General features: G+C 65.0%; 17 protein-coding genes. 12 read left to right on the top strand and 5 right to left on the bottom strand.

The window, feature by feature from the left end:
• Window positions 1-90 precede the first annotated feature (90 nt).
• Window positions 91-1,560 carry a membrane-bound lytic murein transglycosylase MltF gene (gene mltF / locus JFY56_RS06660; protein WP_208312747.1) on the bottom strand — a complete coding sequence of 490 codons (1,470 nt, stop codon included), beginning with the start codon at window positions 1,558-1,560 and terminating at the stop codon, window positions 91-93.
• Window positions 1,561-1,859: 299 nt separating this feature from the next.
• On the opposite strand from mltF, the gene purL reads away from it, so the two are divergent.
• The 3 genes from purL (at window position 1,860) to JFY56_RS06645 (ending at window position 6,571) form a co-directional block, all read left to right on the top strand.
• Window positions 1,860-5,756 carry a phosphoribosylformylglycinamidine synthase gene (gene purL / locus JFY56_RS06655; RefSeq protein ID WP_208312746.1) on the top strand — a complete coding sequence of 1,299 codons (3,897 nt, stop codon included), beginning with the start codon at window positions 1,860-1,862 and terminating at the stop codon, window positions 5,754-5,756.
• A 46-nt stretch (window positions 5,757-5,802) separates the two neighbouring features.
• On the top strand, window positions 5,803-6,075 hold the full coding sequence (locus JFY56_RS06650) for a CDGSH iron-sulfur domain-containing protein (protein ID WP_208312745.1): 273 nt from the start codon (window positions 5,803-5,805) through the stop codon (window positions 6,073-6,075).
• A gap of 178 nt (window positions 6,076-6,253) precedes the next feature.
• Complete coding sequence (locus JFY56_RS06645) at window positions 6,254-6,571, top strand: Nif3-like dinuclear metal center hexameric protein (protein WP_208312744.1); 318 nt, start codon at window positions 6,254-6,256, stop codon at window positions 6,569-6,571.
• 108 nt (window positions 6,572-6,679) lie between these two features.
• Here the strand turns inward: JFY56_RS06645 and JFY56_RS06640 are convergent, their stop codons facing one another.
• Both JFY56_RS06640 and JFY56_RS06635 read right to left on the bottom strand, forming a co-directional pair.
• Window positions 6,680-7,180, bottom strand: coding sequence for a L,D-transpeptidase family protein (locus tag JFY56_RS06640; RefSeq protein WP_208312743.1), 501 nt, complete (start codon window positions 7,178-7,180; stop codon window positions 6,680-6,682).
• 43 nt (window positions 7,181-7,223) lie between these two features.
• Window positions 7,224-7,784: an NUDIX hydrolase gene (locus tag JFY56_RS06635; protein ID WP_208312742.1), complete on the bottom strand. Its 561-nt coding sequence runs from the start codon at window positions 7,782-7,784 to the stop codon at window positions 7,224-7,226.
• A 139-nt stretch (window positions 7,785-7,923) separates the two neighbouring features.
• Here JFY56_RS06635 and JFY56_RS06630 point away from each other — a divergent pair, with 139 nt between their 5' ends.
• From JFY56_RS06630 to purT, 4 genes are read left to right on the top strand one after another with little or no spacing between them, the layout of a single operon-like run.
• The gene (locus JFY56_RS06630; protein WP_208312741.1) at window positions 7,924-8,520 is read left to right on the top strand and encodes a CoA pyrophosphatase; all 597 of its coding nucleotides are present in this window, start codon (window positions 7,924-7,926) and stop codon (window positions 8,518-8,520) included.
• A 40-nt stretch (window positions 8,521-8,560) separates the two neighbouring features.
• Window positions 8,561-9,085 (top strand): gamma carbonic anhydrase family protein, encoded by a 525-nt coding sequence (locus JFY56_RS06625; RefSeq protein WP_208312740.1) that lies wholly within the window; start codon window positions 8,561-8,563, stop codon window positions 9,083-9,085.
• Window positions 9,082-9,270: a DUF1289 domain-containing protein gene (locus tag JFY56_RS06620; RefSeq protein WP_208312739.1), complete on the top strand. Its 189-nt coding sequence runs from the start codon at window positions 9,082-9,084 to the stop codon at window positions 9,268-9,270. The genes JFY56_RS06625 and JFY56_RS06620 overlap by 4 nt, the downstream gene beginning before the upstream one ends.
• Window positions 9,271-9,309: 39 nt before the next feature.
• On the top strand, window positions 9,310-10,491 hold the full coding sequence (purT, locus tag JFY56_RS06615) for a formate-dependent phosphoribosylglycinamide formyltransferase (protein ID WP_208312738.1): 1,182 nt from the start codon (window positions 9,310-9,312) through the stop codon (window positions 10,489-10,491).
• A 261-nt stretch (window positions 10,492-10,752) separates the two neighbouring features.
• Here purT and JFY56_RS06610 read toward each other — a convergent pair whose 3' ends face one another.
• Together JFY56_RS06610 and JFY56_RS06605 are read right to left on the bottom strand one after the other, a co-directional pair.
• Window positions 10,753-12,039 carry an HlyC/CorC family transporter gene (locus JFY56_RS06610; protein ID WP_208312737.1) on the bottom strand — a complete coding sequence of 429 codons (1,287 nt, stop codon included), beginning with the start codon at window positions 12,037-12,039 and terminating at the stop codon, window positions 10,753-10,755.
• 12 nt (window positions 12,040-12,051) lie between these two features.
• Window positions 12,052-12,852 (bottom strand): cytochrome C assembly family protein, encoded by an 801-nt coding sequence (locus tag JFY56_RS06605; protein WP_208312736.1) that lies wholly within the window; start codon window positions 12,850-12,852, stop codon window positions 12,052-12,054.
• 197 nt (window positions 12,853-13,049) lie between these two features.
• Here JFY56_RS06605 and ffh point away from each other — a divergent pair, with 197 nt between their 5' ends.
• The 5 genes from ffh (at window position 13,050) to rplS (ending at window position 16,502) form a co-directional block, all read left to right on the top strand.
• Window positions 13,050-14,426 (top strand): signal recognition particle protein, encoded by a 1,377-nt coding sequence (ffh, locus tag JFY56_RS06600; protein WP_208312735.1) that lies wholly within the window; start codon window positions 13,050-13,052, stop codon window positions 14,424-14,426.
• Between the two features lie 146 nt (window positions 14,427-14,572).
• On the top strand, window positions 14,573-14,824 hold the full coding sequence (gene rpsP / locus JFY56_RS06595; protein WP_208312734.1) for a 30S ribosomal protein S16: 252 nt from the start codon (window positions 14,573-14,575) through the stop codon (window positions 14,822-14,824).
• A 5-nt stretch (window positions 14,825-14,829) separates the two neighbouring features.
• Window positions 14,830-15,363, top strand: coding sequence for a ribosome maturation factor RimM (gene rimM / locus JFY56_RS06590; protein WP_208312733.1), 534 nt, complete (start codon window positions 14,830-14,832; stop codon window positions 15,361-15,363).
• A gap of 3 nt (window positions 15,364-15,366) precedes the next feature.
• The gene (gene trmD, locus JFY56_RS06585) at window positions 15,367-16,110 is read left to right on the top strand and encodes a tRNA (guanosine(37)-N1)-methyltransferase TrmD (protein ID WP_208312732.1); all 744 of its coding nucleotides are present in this window, start codon (window positions 15,367-15,369) and stop codon (window positions 16,108-16,110) included.
• Window positions 16,111-16,151: 41 nt separating this feature from the next.
• Complete coding sequence (gene rplS, locus JFY56_RS06580) at window positions 16,152-16,502, top strand: 50S ribosomal protein L19 (RefSeq protein WP_208312731.1); 351 nt, start codon at window positions 16,152-16,154, stop codon at window positions 16,500-16,502.
• Window positions 16,503-16,543 lie beyond the last annotated feature (41 nt).

Raw genomic sequence — 16,543 nt, 5'->3', positions numbered from 1 at the left:
GGTTGGTGCTGAACGAAGTGAAGCCCAACATCTGCCGAGCCGCTGCACCGTTGGGCTTCGCTGCGCTCAGCGCCAACCTACGGTCAACGGTCAGAGCGGCTTGTCGCCGTCCTCTTCCGGCTTGTCCTTGTTCACCCCGGGCAGGTGCATGCCGCTTTCGGCGAGTTGGCCGCCTTCCATCTGCGGCTGGGTCACCCAGGTGAGGATGTCGTAGTAGCGGCGCACGTTCTGCACGAAATGCACGGTCTCGCCGCCGCGCGCGTAACCGTAGCGGGTCTTGCGGAACCACTGCTTCTGCGCCAGGCGCGGCAGCATCTTCTTTACGTCCAGCCACTTGTTCGGATTCAGGCCCTGTTGCTGGGCCAGCTTGCGGGCGTCTTCGAGGTGCGCGCCGCCGATGTTGTAGGCGGCGAGGGCGAGCCAGGTGCGGTCCGGTTCCTTGATGCTTTCCGGCAGGTCGTTGCGGATCTGCACGAAGTACTTGCTGCCGCCGTGGATGCTCTGCCTCGGGTCCAGGCGATTGGACACGCCCATCGCCTGGGCCGTGCGGTTGGTCAGCATCATCAGCCCGCGCACGCCGGTCTTGGAGGTGGCGTCGGGCTGCCACAGCGATTCCTGGTAGCCGATGGCGGCGAGCAGGCGCCAGTCCGCCTCGACCTTGTCGGCGGCCTGGTGGAAGTGTTGCTCGTAACGCGGCAGGCGCTGCTGCAGGTGCTTGGCGAAGGTGTAGGCGCCGACATAGCCGAGTACGTCGACATGGCCGTAGTAGCGGTCCTTCAGTTGCTGCAGGACGCCATCCTTGCGGGCCTTGTCGAGGAAGTCGTTGATTGCGCTGAGCAGGCTGTTGTCGTCGCCCGCGGGTACGGCCCAGGCCAGCCCGCGCTCGTCGCCGAGGTCGAAGCCGACCCGCACGTTGGGGAAGTAGACCTGGTTCATCGCCAGTTCGTTGGAGTCGATCAGGGTCAGGTCGATCTCGCCGACATCGACCTTCTGCAGCAGGTCGACCATCTCGTCGGCGTCGGATTCCTCATAGGCGAGCTTTGGGAAACGTTTCTTCAGATCCGCCAGTTGGCCGGCGTGGCTGCTGCCCTTGAGCACGACGATGTGCTTGCCGACCAGGTCTTCCGGACGGGAAGGGCGCTGCTCGCCGTTGCGATAGACCACCTGGGGGGTGACTTCCAGGTAGGTGTGGGAGAAGCGCACCGTGCTTTCGTGGATTCCGCCGGGAGTGAGGCCGGCGGCGGCCAGGTCGGGGCCGTTGGCGCCGCCCAGGCGGCCATAGAGGTCGTCGAGGTTGTCCGCAGTCTGGATTTCCAGCCTTACCCCGAGCTTGTCGGCGAAGCGCTTGGCCAGTTCGTACTCGAAACCGGTATCGCCGTTGCGGTCCTGGAAGTAGGTGGCGGGGCTGTTGCGGGTGATCACGCGCAGCACACCCTCCTTCTGCACACGCTCCAGGGCTGTAGGGGTTTTCGCCTCGCTACAGCCTGACAGCAGCAGAAAGATGCAGGTCGCCAAGATCCAGGCGGTGCAACGCACGCGGGACATAGTCAGGGCAAGCATCACGGGAGTATACGCAAAGGCGCATCGGAGCCATATCTGGACAGGTTAGCGCAACTCTGTTAGCCGAAAGGCACGGTCGTTCGCGGGCGGGGCGAGGCCCTGTCCTAGAGCGTCCCATACCAGTCGTCCGGTGCTGCAGCCGGATAAGCGGCGGTTCCGGGGCGGTTACAGGCGGAACAACAGCGGATCGAAGGCCGCTGCGGGTGCCGCGTGGCAGCGGTTTGCGGTAGAATGCACGGCCTCTGTGGGCCGGCCCGTCCGGCTCCCATACTCCCCCGTCTCCAGAGGCTGTTCCGACAATGCTGATCCTGCGCGGCGCTCCCGCCCTTTCCGCCTTCCGCCACGGCAAACTGCTCGACCTGCTGACCCGGCAGGTACCCGCTGTCACCGGGCTGTACGCCGAGTTTGCGCACTTCGCTGAGGTCAATGGTGCGCTGAGCGCCGACGAGGAGCAGGTGCTCGGCCGCCTGCTGAAGTACGGCCCGAGCGTGCCGGTGCAGGAGCCGAATGGTCGCCTGTTCCTGGTGGTGCCGCGCTTCGGCACCATCTCGCCGTGGTCGAGCAAGGCTTCGGACATTGCTCATAACTGCGGCCTGGCGAAGATCGAGCGGATCGAGCGCGGCATCGCCTACTACGTCAGCGGCGAGCTGAGCGAAGCGGAAGCGCAACTGGTGGCGGCGCGCCTGCACGACCGTATGACCCAGGTGGTGCTGGACAAGCTGGAAGAGGCCGCCGGCCTGTTCAGCCATGCCCAGCCCAAGCCGCTGAGCGTCATCGATATCCTCGGCGGCGGCCGTCCGGCGCTGGAGAAGGCCAACGTCGAACTGGGCCTGGCGCTGGCCGAGGACGAGATCGACTACCTGGTGAAGAGCTTCGGCGAGATGGGCCGCAACCCGCACGACGTCGAGCTGATGATGTTCGCCCAGGCGAACTCCGAACACTGCCGCCACAAGATCTTCAACGCCAGTTGGGACATCGACGGCGAGGCTCAGGAAAAGAGCCTGTTCGGCATGATCAAGAACACCTATGAAATGCACGGCGACGGCGTGCTGTCCGCCTACAAGGACAACGCCGCCGTGATGAAGGGCTTCGTCGCCGGGCGCTTCTTCCCCAGCCCGGAAACCCGCCAGTACGCGGCGAACGACGAGCCGGTGCACATCCTGATGAAGGTGGAAACCCACAACCACCCGACCGCCATCGCCCCGTTCCCCGGCGCCTCCACCGGCTCCGGCGGCGAGATCCGCGACGAAGGCGCCACCGGTCGCGGCGCCAAGCCGAAGGCCGGCCTGGTTGGCTTCACCGTTTCCAACCTGCAGATCCCCGGTTACGAACAGCCCTGGGAAGTGCAGTACGGCAAGCCCGAGCGCATCGTCACCGCGCTGGACATCATGATCGAAGGCCCGCTGGGCGGCGCCGCGTTCAACAACGAATTCGGCCGTCCGAACCTGGCCGGCTACTTCCGTACCTTCGAGCAGGCCGTCGCCACCCCGCGCGGCGAGGAAGTGCGTGGTTACCACAAGCCGATCATGATCGCCGGCGGCATGGGCAACATCCGCGCCGAGCACGTGCAGAAGGGCGAGATCAGTGTCGGCGCCAAGCTCATCGTGCTCGGCGGCCCGGCCATGCTGATCGGCCTGGGCGGCGGCGCCGCTTCGTCGATGGCTACCGGCGCCAGCGCCGCCGACCTCGACTTCGCCTCGGTACAGCGCGAGAACCCGGAAATGGAGCGCCGCTGCCAGGAGGTCATCGACCGCTGCTGGCAGCTCGGCGACAACAACCCGATCAAGTTCATCCATGACGTCGGCGCCGGCGGTATCTCCAACGCCCTGCCGGAGCTGATCAACGACGGCGGCCGTGGCGGCCGCTTCGAACTGCGCGCCGTGCCCAACGACGAGCCGGGCATGAGCCCGCTGGAAATCTGGTGCAACGAGTCCCAGGAGCGCTATGTGATGTCGGTCGACGCGGCCGATTTCGAAACCTTCAAGGCCATCTGCGAGCGTGAGCGCTGCCCGTTCGCCGTGGTTGGCGAGGCTACCGAAGAGAAGAACCTGACCGTCGCCGACAGCCACTTCGGCAACAAGCCGGTGGACATGCCGCTCGACGTCCTGCTCGGCAAGCCGCCGCGCATGCACCGTTCGGTCACCCGCGAAGCCGAACTGGGCGACGAGTTCGTCACCGACGGCCTGGACCTGACCGAAGCCGCCGAGCGCGTGCTGCGCCACCCGGCCGTGGCCAGCAAGAACTTCCTCATCACCATCGGCGACCGCACCATCACCGGCCTCGTGGCCCGCGACCAGATGGTCGGCCCGTGGCAGGTCCCGGTGGCCGACTGCGCCGTCACCGCCACCAGCTTCGACGTCTACACCGGCGAAGCCATGGCGATGGGCGAGCGCACTCCGCTGGCGCTGCTCGATGCCCCGGCTTCCGGGCGCATGGCGATTGGCGAGACCATCACCAACCTGGCCGCCGCATGCATCGACAGGATTTCCGAGATCAAGCTGTCCGCCAACTGGATGGCCGCTGCCGGCCACCCGGGCGAGGACGCGCGCCTGTACGACACCGTCAAGGCCGTCGGCATGGAACTGTGCCCTGAGCTGGGCATCACCATTCCGGTGGGCAAGGACTCCATGTCGATGAAGACCCGCTGGCAGGACGCCGGCGTCGACAAGAGCGTGACCGCGCCGATGTCGCTGATCATCTCCGGCTTCGCGCCGGTCTCCGACATTCGCCAGACCCTGACTCCGCAGCTGCGCCTGGACAAGGGCGAGACCGATCTGATCCTGATCGACCTCGGCCGCGGCAAGAACCGCCTGGGCGGTTCGATCCTCGCCCAGACCTACGGCCGCATCGGCAAACAGGCGCCTGACGTCGACGACGCCGAAGACCTCAAGGCGTTCTTCGCAGTGATCCAGGGCCTGAACGCCGACGGCCACCTGCTGGCCTACCACGACCGCTCCGACGGCGGCCTGATGGCCACCGTGCTGGAAATGGCCTTCGCCGGCCATTGCGGCCTCGACCTGCACCTCGACGCGCTGGCCGACAGCCGCGAGGAACTGGCAGCCGTGCTGTTCAGCGAAGAGCTGGGGGCGGTGATCCAGGTGCACGAAGGCGCCACCCAGGAAGTGCTGGCGCAGTTCAGCGCCGCCGGTCTTGACGATTGCGTGGCGGTCATCGGCCAGCCGGTGAACGGCGAGGACGTGCACATCAGCTTCAACGGCGAGCGCGTCTACGATGCCCAGCGCCGCCTGCTGCAGCGCATCTGGAGCGAAACCAGCTTCCAGATCCAGCGCCTGCGCGACAACGTCGACTGCGCCACCCAGGAGTTCGACGGCCTGCTGGAAGAAGACAATCCCGGCCTGTCGGTCAAGCTCAGCTACGACGTCAACGACGACATCGCCGCGCCCTACATCAAGAAGGGCGTGCGTCCGCAGGTGGCGATCCTCCGCGAGCAGGGCGTCAACGGCCAGGTGGAAATGGCCGCCGCTTTCGACCGCGCCGGCTTCGCCGCGATCGACGTGCACATGAGCGACATCCTCTCCGGCCGCGTCAGCCTGGACGCCTTCAAGGGCCTGGTGGCCTGCGGCGGCTTCTCCTATGGCGACGTGCTCGGCGCCGGCGAGGGCTGGGCCAAGTCGATCCTGTTCAACAGCCGCGCCCGCGACGCCTTCCAGGGCTTCTTCGAGCGCAAGGACAGCTTCGCCCTCGGCGTGTGCAACGGTTGCCAGATGCTTTCCAACCTGCACGAACTGATCCCCGGCACCGAGTTCTGGCCGCACTTCGTACGCAACCGTTCCGAGCAGTTCGAAGCGCGCGTGGCGATGGTCCAGGTGCAGGAGTCGCACTCGATCTTCCTGCAGGGCATGGCCGGTTCGCGCCTGCCGATCGCCATCGCCCACGGTGAAGGCCATGCGGAGTTCGAGAGCGCCGAGGCGCTGCTCGAAGCCGACCTGTCCGGCTGCGTGGCGATGCGCTTCGTCGACAACCACGGCAAGGTCACCGAAACCTACCCGGCCAACCCGAACGGCTCGCCGCGCGGCATCACCGGCCTGGCCAACCGCGACGGCCGCGTCACCATCATGATGCCGCACCCGGAGCGAGTGTTCCGCGCCGTGCAGAACTCCTGGCGTCCGGACGAGTGGGAAGAGGACGGCGGCTGGATGCGCATGTTCCGCAACGCCCGCGTCTGGGTGGGCTGATAACCCCGATCACCCTCTCCCGTGTCGGGAGAGGGTGAAACCCGCCATGCCAGACCCCGGCCATCCTGCTCCGATCCTTCCCGAAGTCATCCATGTCCATCCCGGCGACAGGCTCAGGCTCTGCCGCTGCGGTTTCTCCCCGTCGGGCCCCGCTTGCCCGCCTGATTGCGACTCCGGCCAATTCCTCGAAATCCATCGCGAGCAGTACCTGCTGCTGTGCCGCTGCGGCCTTTCCCGCACACCACCCTGGTGCGATGGCCGCCACGCGCCTGCGCCGGCAGGTTTCCGCGAGCGGCTGAGACGATTCTTCGGTCGTTGATTCGGGAATCGCTTCACAGTTCGGGCTGAAAATTCTCCAGCCAGGGGAGAACGTGACGAAGGTCCCGCAGTCCAACGGTTTCACTGGGTTTAATCGCGGTCAAAAGGCAAAATGCCACCATATCCCATGGCTGCAGTTTCCCGCGCTGGAATGACCCTGATCCTCACGGAGTAAGCCGATGTACAAACTCTGCTTCTATGTTCCCGGAAGTCACCTGGAGTCGGTGAAGTCCGCGGTTTTCGCGGCCGGCGCCGGGCGCATCGGCGACTATGACAGTTGCTGCTGGCAGGTCCTGGGGCAGGGGCAGTTCCGTCCGCTGCAGGGCAGCAATCCCTTCATCGGCCAGGCGGGTACGGTCGAGCAGGTAGCGGAGTGGAAGGTCGAGATGGTGGTGGCCGACGAGCGCATACACGATGCGGTGAAGGCCCTGAAGGTCGCCCATCCCTACGAGACCCCGGCATACGAAGTCTGGCGCCTTTCCGACCTGGTCTTCTGACCGTCAGGTAGGTTGGCGCTGAGCTTGCGAAGCCCAACAGTGCCACGCCCGACGGTTGTTGGGCTTCACTGCGTTCAGCGCCAACCTACGTGGGGCGCCTTCTGTGGATCAGGGGCGGATTTCGATCAGCGTGCCGTCTTTCACCAGGCTCCAGACTTCGCGCATGTCGGAGTTGGTCATGGCGATGCAGCCGTTGGTCCAGTCCAGGGTCGAGAAATACCACTCCGGGTATTCGTCATCCAGCGGGGTGCCGTGGATCATGATCATGCCGCCCGCCGGATGACCCTTGTCGCGGGCGCGCGCCACGTCGCGGGCGTTGGGGTAGGAAATGTGCATCGACAGGTTGAAGTTCTCGCTGGTCTTGCGCCAGTCGATCCAGTAGAAGCCTTCCGGCGTGCGGTTGTCGCCTTCCCGGAGCTTGGGGCCGCGTGGCGACTTGCCGAGGGAAATGCGGTAGCTCTTGAGGATCTTGCCCTTGCTCAGCAGGTGCAGCTTGTGTTCGGCCTTGAGGACCAGGACCTTGTCGATCGAACCTTCCAGGGTCGGCGTCGCATTCGCCTGCGTCAGCGTGGCAAAGGTCAGACAGAGAAGGGCGAGCAGCCAGCGCATTGAAATGAATTCCCCAGTGATCGAAGGGCCTTGGAGGCGATGTTCAGGTTGGTGCTTTCTTGTATTGGGCCAGCATTGGCGCGATGCCCTCGTTGCGAACCGGGTAATCTTGCCGGATACGGTCCGCGAAGAAGCATTCTAAGGTACGGCCGACGGTGGGGAAAGCCAGCTCCCCCCAGGGAATGTCGGATTCCTCGAACAGGCCCACTTCCAGGCTTTCCTCCCCGGCGGAGAAGTCCAGGTCGACCAGGTTGGCGCGGAAGAACATGTAGATCTGGCTGATGTGCGGCAGGTCGAAGACCGTATAAAGGTGCAGGTCGGTGACGCGGGCACAGGCTTCTTCCAGGGTTTCCCGGGCGGCGGCCTGTTCCAGGGTTTCGCCGTTCTCCATGAAGCCGGCCGGCAGGGTCCAGAAGCCCTGGCGCGGGGCGATGGCGCGCCGGCAGAGCAGGATGCGTCCTTCCCACACGGGCAGGCAGCCGGCGACGACGCGTGGGTTCTGATAATGCACGGTCAGGCACCGGTCGCAGACGTACCGTGGGCGATTGTCGCCGCTGGGGATGCGCAGGCTCACACTGGCGCCGCACTGGCTGCAGAACTTCATGCTCATTCCTTGTCAGATGATGATCAATCTTGTCGCGCCGAGGGGCGTCCAGCAAGGGGCTGGACTTGGGCGGCGGAGGCCTTTCATGCCATGATTCCTCGCACTACAAGGACCAGACCACACCCGCAGGACGAACTGCATGCTGGATGAACTGCGCCAACGCCTCGCGGCGCATACCCCTCGCGATCTCTACAACGACCGCAGCTTCCCGGAAGCGGCGGTGCTGCTGCCCATCACCTGCAATGAAGAGCTGGTGCTGACCCTGCGGGCCACCGGCCTGTCCACGCACAGCGGCGAGGTGGCATTCCCCGGCGGACGGCGCGATCCGGATGACCTGGACCTGATCCAGACGGCCCTGCGTGAGGCGGAAGAGGAAATCGCCCTGCCGTCCGGCGTGGTGGAAGTGATCACGCCGCTGAGCACGCTGGTCTCCCGGCATGGCATCAAGGTGACGCCGTTCGTCGGTTTCATCCCGGACTCGGTGCCGTACAAGCCGAACGACGGCGAGATCGCCGCGGTATTCAGCGTTCCGCTCGAATTCTTCCGCGACGATCCGCGGGAAACCACCCACCGCATCGACTATTCCGGCCGCCACTGGTTCGTGCCGGCCTACCGGTTTGGCGAATACAAGATCTGGGGCCTCTCCGCGATCATGCTGGTGGAGCTGCTCAACCTTCTATACGACGCGCGGATCGACCTGCATCGGCCGCCGGAGCGTTTCGTCAGCCTGCGCTGATCCTGCCTGAAAAATAACAACGAGCTGAGGAGTGACTGCCATGAAATACCGCCTGGGCGATGACCGGGTCGAAGCCCATCCCGACAGCTGGGTTGCGCCGAACGCCGCGGTGATGGGCAAGGTGCGCCTGGAGGCCGGCGCCAGCGTCTGGTTCAGCGCCGTGCTGCGCGGCGACACCGAGTGGATTCACATCGGCGAGAACAGCAACGTCCAGGACGGCACCGTGATGCATGCCGACAGCGGGACGCCGCTGGTCATCGGCAAGAACGTCACCATCGGCCACAACGCCATGCTGCACGGCTGCACGGTGGGCGATAACAGCCTCATCGGCATCAATGCCGTGGTGCTCGACGGGGCGAAGATCGGCAAGCACTGCCTGATCGGCGCCAACACCCTGATCCCGCCGGGCAAGGAAATTCCCGACGGCTCGCTGGTGATGGGCTCGCCGGGCAAGGTGGTGCGCGAGCTGACCGAGCAGCAGAAGAAGACGCTGGAACTCAGCGCCGCCCACTACGTGCACAACGCCAAGCGTTTCGCCCGCGATCTGGCCGAGCAGGAAGAATGAGCGAAGAGCGCCCCGTCGCCTCGCCCTGCGTGCACGTCTGCGCGCTGGACGACAACGACCTGTGCCTGGGCTGCCAGCGCAGTGCGGATGAAATCACCCGCTGGGGCCGCATGGACAACACCGAGCGGCGGGCCGTCCTGGCCCGCTGTCACGAACGGGCGAAGGCCCTCGGCCTGTTGATCTGACAGGCTCCCCCCTGATTCCCATCCCCTGAGGTTCTAGTCATGACCCGTATCGGAACTCCCCTGTCGCCGAGCGCGACCCGCGTCCTGCTTTGCGGCTCCGGCGAGCTGGGCAAGGAGGTGGTGATCGAACTGCAGCGCCTGGGTTGCGAAGTGATCGCCGTCGACCGCTATGCCAACGCCCCGGCCATGCAGGTCGCGCATCGCAGCCACGTGATCAGCATGCTCGACGGCGCCGCCCTGCGCGCGGTGATCGAGCAGGAGAAGCCGCACTACATCGTCCCGGAAATCGAGGCCATCGCCACCGCCACCCTGGTGGAGCTGGAAGCCGAGGGCTACACCGTGGTGCCGACCGCCCGCGCCGCGCAGCTGACCATGAACCGCGAAGGCATCCGCCGGCTGGCCGCCGAGGAGCTGGGCCTGCCGACTTCGCCCTACCACTTCGCCGACAGCTTCGAGGACTACCGCGCGGCGGTGGCCTCGGTCGGCTATCCGTGCGTGGTCAAGCCGATCATGAGTTCGTCCGGCAAGGGCCAGAGCGTGCTGAAGACCGACGCCGACCTGCAGGTCGCCTGGGACTACGCCCAGGAAGGCGGCCGCGCCGGCAAGGGGCGGGTGATCGTCGAGGGCTTCATCGATTTCGACTACGAGATCACCCTGCTGACCGTCCGTCATGTCGGCGGCACCACCTTCTGCGCGCCGATCGGCCATCGCCAGGTGAAAGGCGACTACCACGAATCCTGGCAGCCGCAGGCGATGAGCCCGAAAGCACTGGCCGAGTCCGAGCGGGTGGCCAGGGCGGTCACCGAAGCGCTGGGCGGCCGCGGCCTGTTCGGCGTGGAACTGTTCGTCAAGGGCGACCAGGTGTGGTTCAGCGAAGTCTCGCCGCGCCCGCACGATACCGGGCTGGTGACGCTGATCTCCCAGGACCTCTCCGAATTCGCCCTGCACGCGCGGGCCATCCTCGGCCTGCCGATCCCGACGATTCGCCAGTTCGCTCCGTCGGCCTCGGCGGTGATCCTGGTGGAAGGCACGTCGCAACAGGTCGCCTTCGGCAATCTTGGTGCCGCGCTGGCCGAGCCGGATACCGCGCTGCGCCTGTTCGGCAAGCCGGAAGTCGATGGCCAGCGCCGCATGGGCGTGGCCCTGGCCCGCGACGAATCGACCGACGCCGCCCGCGCCAAGGCGACCCGCTCGGCACAAGCGGTCAGTATCGAGCTGTGAATCGCTGGGCGGGGCTGGCGTGGTGGGCGGTGACGGCAGCTTCCTGCCTGCAGTTCGCTCTTGCCGGCCGAGTGGCGGAAGCCCTGGCCAGCCGGCTGGAACGTCCGGTCGCCTGGCGGAGAGTCTGGCCCACTCCGAATGCGTAGGTTGGCGCTGAGCGCAGCGAAGCCCAACACCTGCCGGGCCATGGCACCGTTGGGCTTCGCAAGCTCAGCGCCAACCTACGTTAGAGATCGTCGTCGCGCGTCTAGGCGATCACGCTCAGGCAAGCCCGTTTTCCGCATGGCTGCTGGTTGCCTGCAGCGCGCCGGGCAGCCAGACGCGCACGCTTTTCACGCGGTTTTCGCCGGACTGGAGGATTTCCAGGCGATAGCGGCCGATCTTCAGGCACACGGCGCAGTCGGGGATCTGCTCCAGCGCTTCGGTGACCAGGCCGTTGAGGGTCTTCGGCCCGTCGCTGGGCAACTGCCAGCCGAGCGAGCGGTTGAGGTCGCGCAGGTTGGCGGAGCCGTCGATCACATAGCTGCCGTCTTCCTGCGGATGAATATCGGGGTTGCGCAGGGCGTCCTGGTTGCTGAAGTCGCCGACGATCTCTTCGAGGATGTCCTCGAGGGTGATGACGCCGATCACCTCGCCGTATTCGTCGACCACGATGCCCATGCGCCGCTTGTGCTTCTGGAAGTTGATCAACTGGGTCGACAGCGGCGTGCTTTCCGGCACGAAGTAGGGCTCCAGGCAGGCTTCGCGCAGGCCTTCCTTGGTCAGCTGGTTGTGCGTCAGCAGGCGGGCGATCTGGCGCATGTGGACGACGCCCTCGACCTGGTTGATGTCGTTGCGGAACACCGGCAGGCGGGTGTGGCTGGTGTTGCGCAACTGGCCGATGATGGTTTCCAGCTCGTCGTCGAGGTCGATGCCCTGGATCTCGTTGCGCGGGATCATCAGGTCGTTCACCGTGACCTTGTCCAGGTCGAGCATGCTCAGCAGCATGCCCTGGCGAGTGGCGACCTGCTCCTCGCTGGCCGTCTCGTGCGGCTCGTCGTCGCTCTCCTGATCCGTGTCGCGCGCCGGCGGCACGCCGCAGAGGCGCAGCAGCAGGGTGCTGCAGCCGTTCAGCAGCCAGAGCAGCGGGGTGGACAGCTTCTGCAGCCACAGCAGCGGCAGGCTGGCGGGGAAGGCCACGCGTTCCGGGTTCCGGTTGGCGATGGCCTTGCCGACACCTTCGCCGACCACCAGCAGGATCAACGGCAGCGCCACGACCGCCATGGCAACGCCGGAGTAGCCCCAGAAACGCAGGGCGAGCAGGGTGGCCAGCGCGGCTGCGGCGACCTTGATGAAACTGCCGGCGATCTGGATGGTTCCGCGCAGGCGCTCGGGGCGCAACAGCAGCCAGCTGCTGCGCCGCGCGCCGCGGTTGCCCTGCTTGGCAAGGTGGCGCAGGCGGTAGCGGTCGAGGGCGGACAGACCCGCGTCGGCGCTGGAAAGCAGCGCCGAGCAGAGGATCAGGACAAGCAGCAGACCAATCAGGTAACCGGGGTGAAAATCACCCATGTCGGACATCCTTCAGATATGCAGGATGAATTCTCGCACCAGCTTGCTGCCGAAGTACGCCAGCATCAACAGCAGGAAGCCGGCCAGCGTCCAGCGCACCGCCTTGTGCCCGCGCCAGCCGAGCTGGTGGCGTCCCCACAGCAGGACGCTGAACACCACCCAGGCGAAGCAGGAGAGGATGGTCTTGTGCGCCAGGTGCTGGGCGAACAGGTTGTCGACGAACAGCCAGCCGGAAATCAGCGACAGCGTGAGCAGCACCCAGCCGCCGCGGAGGAAGTCGAACAGCAGGCTTTCCATGGTCTGCAGCGGCGGGAAGTTGCGGATCAGCCCGGACGGATGCTTGTGCTTGAGTTGGTAGTCCTGCACCAGCAGCAGCAAGGCTTGCAGCACGGCGATGGTGAGCAGGCCGTAGGCGAGGATCGACAGCAGGATGTGCGCGAGTAGGCCCGGCTGTTCGTTGATCGGCTCGATGGTGCCGTGGGGGATCAGTACCGCCGTCAGGGTGGTCAGCGCGCCCAGCGGATAGAGCAGGAGCAGCAGGTTCTCCACCGGAATGCGCAGGCAGGCGAGCAGGGTGATCGCGGTGACCGCGGCGGAGATCAGGCTGGCGGCGTTGAAGAAGTCGAGCACCAGGCCGGCGGGTGTCAGCAACTGCTGATACAACCCGAAGCCCTGACCGAGCAGGGCCAGCAGGCCGAGCAGAAGCAGCAGTGGCTTGTGCGGAGGGGTACGTCTGGCCAGGCTTGCGCCCTGGTAGGCCGTGGCGCCGAGGTAGAGCGCGGCGGCAATCAGGCTGGGCAACAGAGAGTGCATAAGTCCTTGGAACGGGGTCCGAAAGGCCGTGAGTGTGGCATATTCCTGCCACCCTAGAAAGCGCCTGCGAACAGTTCTCGTCTCGTCATTCGCAGACGAATGATCGCCGGCGGTGTTGGCCGCCGGAGCACTCCGCTATAATCCCGCGCTTGCTGCCACGCCCACCCCCGGCTCGGTCGAGCCCGATAGGATTGCGCATGTTCGAAAACCTTACAGACCGCCTCTCGCAAACGCTGCGCCATGTAACCGGCAAGGCCAAGCTGACCGAGGACAACATCAAGGACACCCTCCGCGAAGTGCGGATGGCGCTGCTCGAGGCCGACGTTGCCCTGCCGGTGGTCAAGGACTTCGTCAACAAGATCAAGGAGCGTGCGGTCGGTACCGAGGTCTCCCGCAGCCTGACGCCGGGCCAGGCGTTCGTGAAGATCGTCCAGGCCGAGCTGGTCGAGCTGATGGGCGCGGCCAACGAAGACCTGACCCTGAACGTGACACCGCCAGCGGTGATCCTGATGGCCGGCCTGCAGGGCGCGGGCAAGACCACCACCGTCGGCAAGCTGGCGCGCTTCCTCAAGGAGCGCAAGAAGAAGTCGGTGCTGGTGGTGTCGGCGGACGTCTACCGCCCGGCGGCGATCAAGCAGCTGGAAACCCTCGCCAACGACATCGGCGTCACCTTCTTCCCCTCCGATAACAGCCAGAAGCCGGTTGCCATCGCCGAGGCGGCGATTCGCGAGGCCAAGCTGAAGTTCATCGACGTGGTCATCGTCGATACCGCCGGCCGTCTGCACATCGACGCCGACATGATGGACGAGATCAAGCACGTCCACGCGGCGATCAAGCCTGCCGAGACGCTGTTCGTGGTCGACGCCATGACCGGCCAGGACGCCGCCAACACCGCCAAGGCCTTCAATGACGCGCTGCCGCTGACCGGCGTGGTGCTGACCAAGGTCGACGGCGACGCCCGTGGCGGTGCCGCGCTGTCGGTGCGCGCCATCACCGGCAAGCCGATCAAGTTCCTCGGCATGGGCGAGAAGACCGAAGCGCTCGACCCGTTCCATCCGGACCGTGTGGCCTCGCGCATCCTCGGCATGGGTGACGTGCTCAGCCTGATCGAGCAGGCCGAGCAAGGCATGGATCGAGCGAAGGCCGAGAAGCTCGCGAAGAAGATCAAGAAGGGCAAGGGCTTCGACCTCGAAGACTTCCGCGATCAGCTGCAGCAGATGAAGAACATGGGCGGCCTCGGCAGCCTGATGGACAAGCTGCCGATGCTCGGCGGGGTCAACCTGTCGCAGATGGGCGGCGCGCAGAACGCGGCAGAGAAGCAGTTCAAGCAGATGGAAGCGATCATCAACTCGATGACGCCCGCCGAGCGCCGCGATCCGGAAGTGATCAGCGGTTCGCGCAAGCGCCGTATCGCCATGGGCTCCGGTACCCAGGTGCAGGATGTCGGCCGCCTCATCAAGCAGCACAAGCAGATGCAGAAGATGATGAAGAAGGTCACCGCCAAGGGTGGCATGGCCAAGATGATGCGGGGCATGGGCAGCATGTTCCCCGGCGGCGGCATGCCTAAGATGTGACCCATCGGGGCGCCGCCAGGCGGCGTTCCGACTAGCTGCGGCTTGCAGCTACAGGCTTAAACTCATAGAATATGCGGCCTTTCGGGCGCCTGTGCCCGAGAGGCTGCATTTCTTTTTGCAAGCAAACCTATAGGAACAACGTACGCATGGTAACCATTCGTCTGGCTCGTGGCGGCTCCAAAAAGCGCCCGTTCTACCACCTGACCGTGACCAACAGCCGCAACGCTCGTGACGGCCGTTTCGTCGAGCGCGTCGGTTTCTTCAACCCGGTCGCCACTGGTGCCGAAGTTCGCGTTTCGGTCAACCAGGAGCGCGTCAACTACTGGCTGAGCCAGGGTGCCCAGCCGTCTGAGCGTGTTGCTCAGCTGCTGAAGGACGCTGCCAAGGCTGCTGCCTGAGCAGTATGAGCACGATGCCTGCCACCGAAGAACTCATCGTTCTCGGCAAGATAGTTTCAGTGCATGGCATTCGTGGTGAGGTGAAGGTGTATTCCTTTACCGATCCGTTGGACAACCTGCTGGACTACCGGCGCTGGACGCTCAAGCGTGGCACCGAGGTTCGACAGGCTGAGTTGGTCAGTGGGCGCGTGCAGGGCAATGTCCTGGTGGCGAAGCTGAAGGGACTGGACGATCGAGAAGTGGCCCGCACCTATGCGGACTTCGAGATCCTGGTGCCGCGCAGCGAGTTGCCGGAACTGAGCGAAGGCGAGTTCTACTGGAGCCAGCTGGAAGGTCTCAAGGTCATCGACCAGAGCGGGCAACTGCTCGGCGTCATCGATCACCTGCTGGAGACCGGCGCCAACGATGTGATGGTGGTCAAGCCCTGCGCGGGTAGCCTGGACGAGCGCGAGCGCCTTCTGCCCTATACGGAGCAGTGCGTGCTGGCGGTGGACCTGGCGGCCGGCGAAATGCGGGTGGACTGGGACGCGGACTTCTGACACATGTGGATAGGTGTCATCAGCATCTTTCCGGAGATGTTTCGCGCCATCAGCGACTACGGCATCACCAGCCGTGCGGTTAAACAGGGGCTGATTCAGCTCGACTGCTTCAACCCGCGGAGCAATACCGATGACCGTCACCAGACGGTGGACGACCGGCCTTTCGGCGGTGGTCCGGGGATGGTGATGAAAATCAAGCCGCTGGAAGGCGCACTGGGCGATGCCCGGCAAGCCGCAGGCGGACCGGCGAAGGTGATCTACCTGTCGCCGCAAGGTCGCAAGCTTACGCAGGCGGCCGTACGCGAACTGGCGAAAGAGGAACGATTGATCCTCATCGCGGGACGCTACGAAGGCATCGACGAGCGCTTCATTGAAGAGCATGTCGATGAGGAATGGTCGGTTGGCGATTACGTGTTGTCCGGCGGTGAGCTGCCGGCAATGGTGCTGATCGACGCGGTCACGCGGCTGTTGCCCGGAGCATTGGGTCACGCGGATTCCGCAGAGGAGGACTCCTTCACGGATGGCCTGCTCGATTGTCCGCATTACACCCGACCTGAGGTGTACGCCGACAAACGTGTTCCGGAGGTGCTGCTCAGCGGCAACCACGAACACATCCGGCGCTGGCGTTTGCAGCAGTCCCTTGGAAGGACCTGGGAACGACGCGCTGATCTTCTGGATTGCCGCTCGCTTTCTGGAGAAGAGAAGAAGCTGCTGGAGGAGTACATCCGCCAGCGGGACGATAGTTAACGTATCGATGGCCGGCCAATTGCCTGCCTTAGGAGCACAACATGACCAACAAGATCATTCAGCAGCTCGAAGCTGAACAGATGAACAAAGAGATTCCGGCTTTCGCCCCCGGCGACACCGTAATCGTCCAGGTTAAAGTGAAGGAAGGCGACCGTCAGCGTCTGCAGGCCTTCGAAGGCGTCGTGATTGCCAAGCGCAACCGTGGCCTGAACAGTGCTTTCACTGTTCGCAAGATATCCAACGGCGTTGGCGTAGAGCGTACCTTCCAGACCTACAGCCCGATCGTTGACAGCCTGAGCGTCAAGCGCCGCGGCGACGTGCGCAAGGCCAAGCTGTACTACCTCCGCGACCTGTCCGGCAAGGCAGCGCGCATCAAGGAAAAACTGGCCTGAGCCTCGGCTTCCAGTCGATCCGGAAAAAAGCAGCCTACGGG

The organism is Pseudomonas schmalbachii (assembly GCF_017589465.1).
Taxonomy (GTDB): domain Bacteria; phylum Pseudomonadota; class Gammaproteobacteria; order Pseudomonadales; family Pseudomonadaceae; genus Pseudomonas; species Pseudomonas schmalbachii.
The sequence above is the reverse complement of the archived record's forward strand: the minus strand, read 5'-3'. Positions and strand labels throughout refer to the sequence as shown.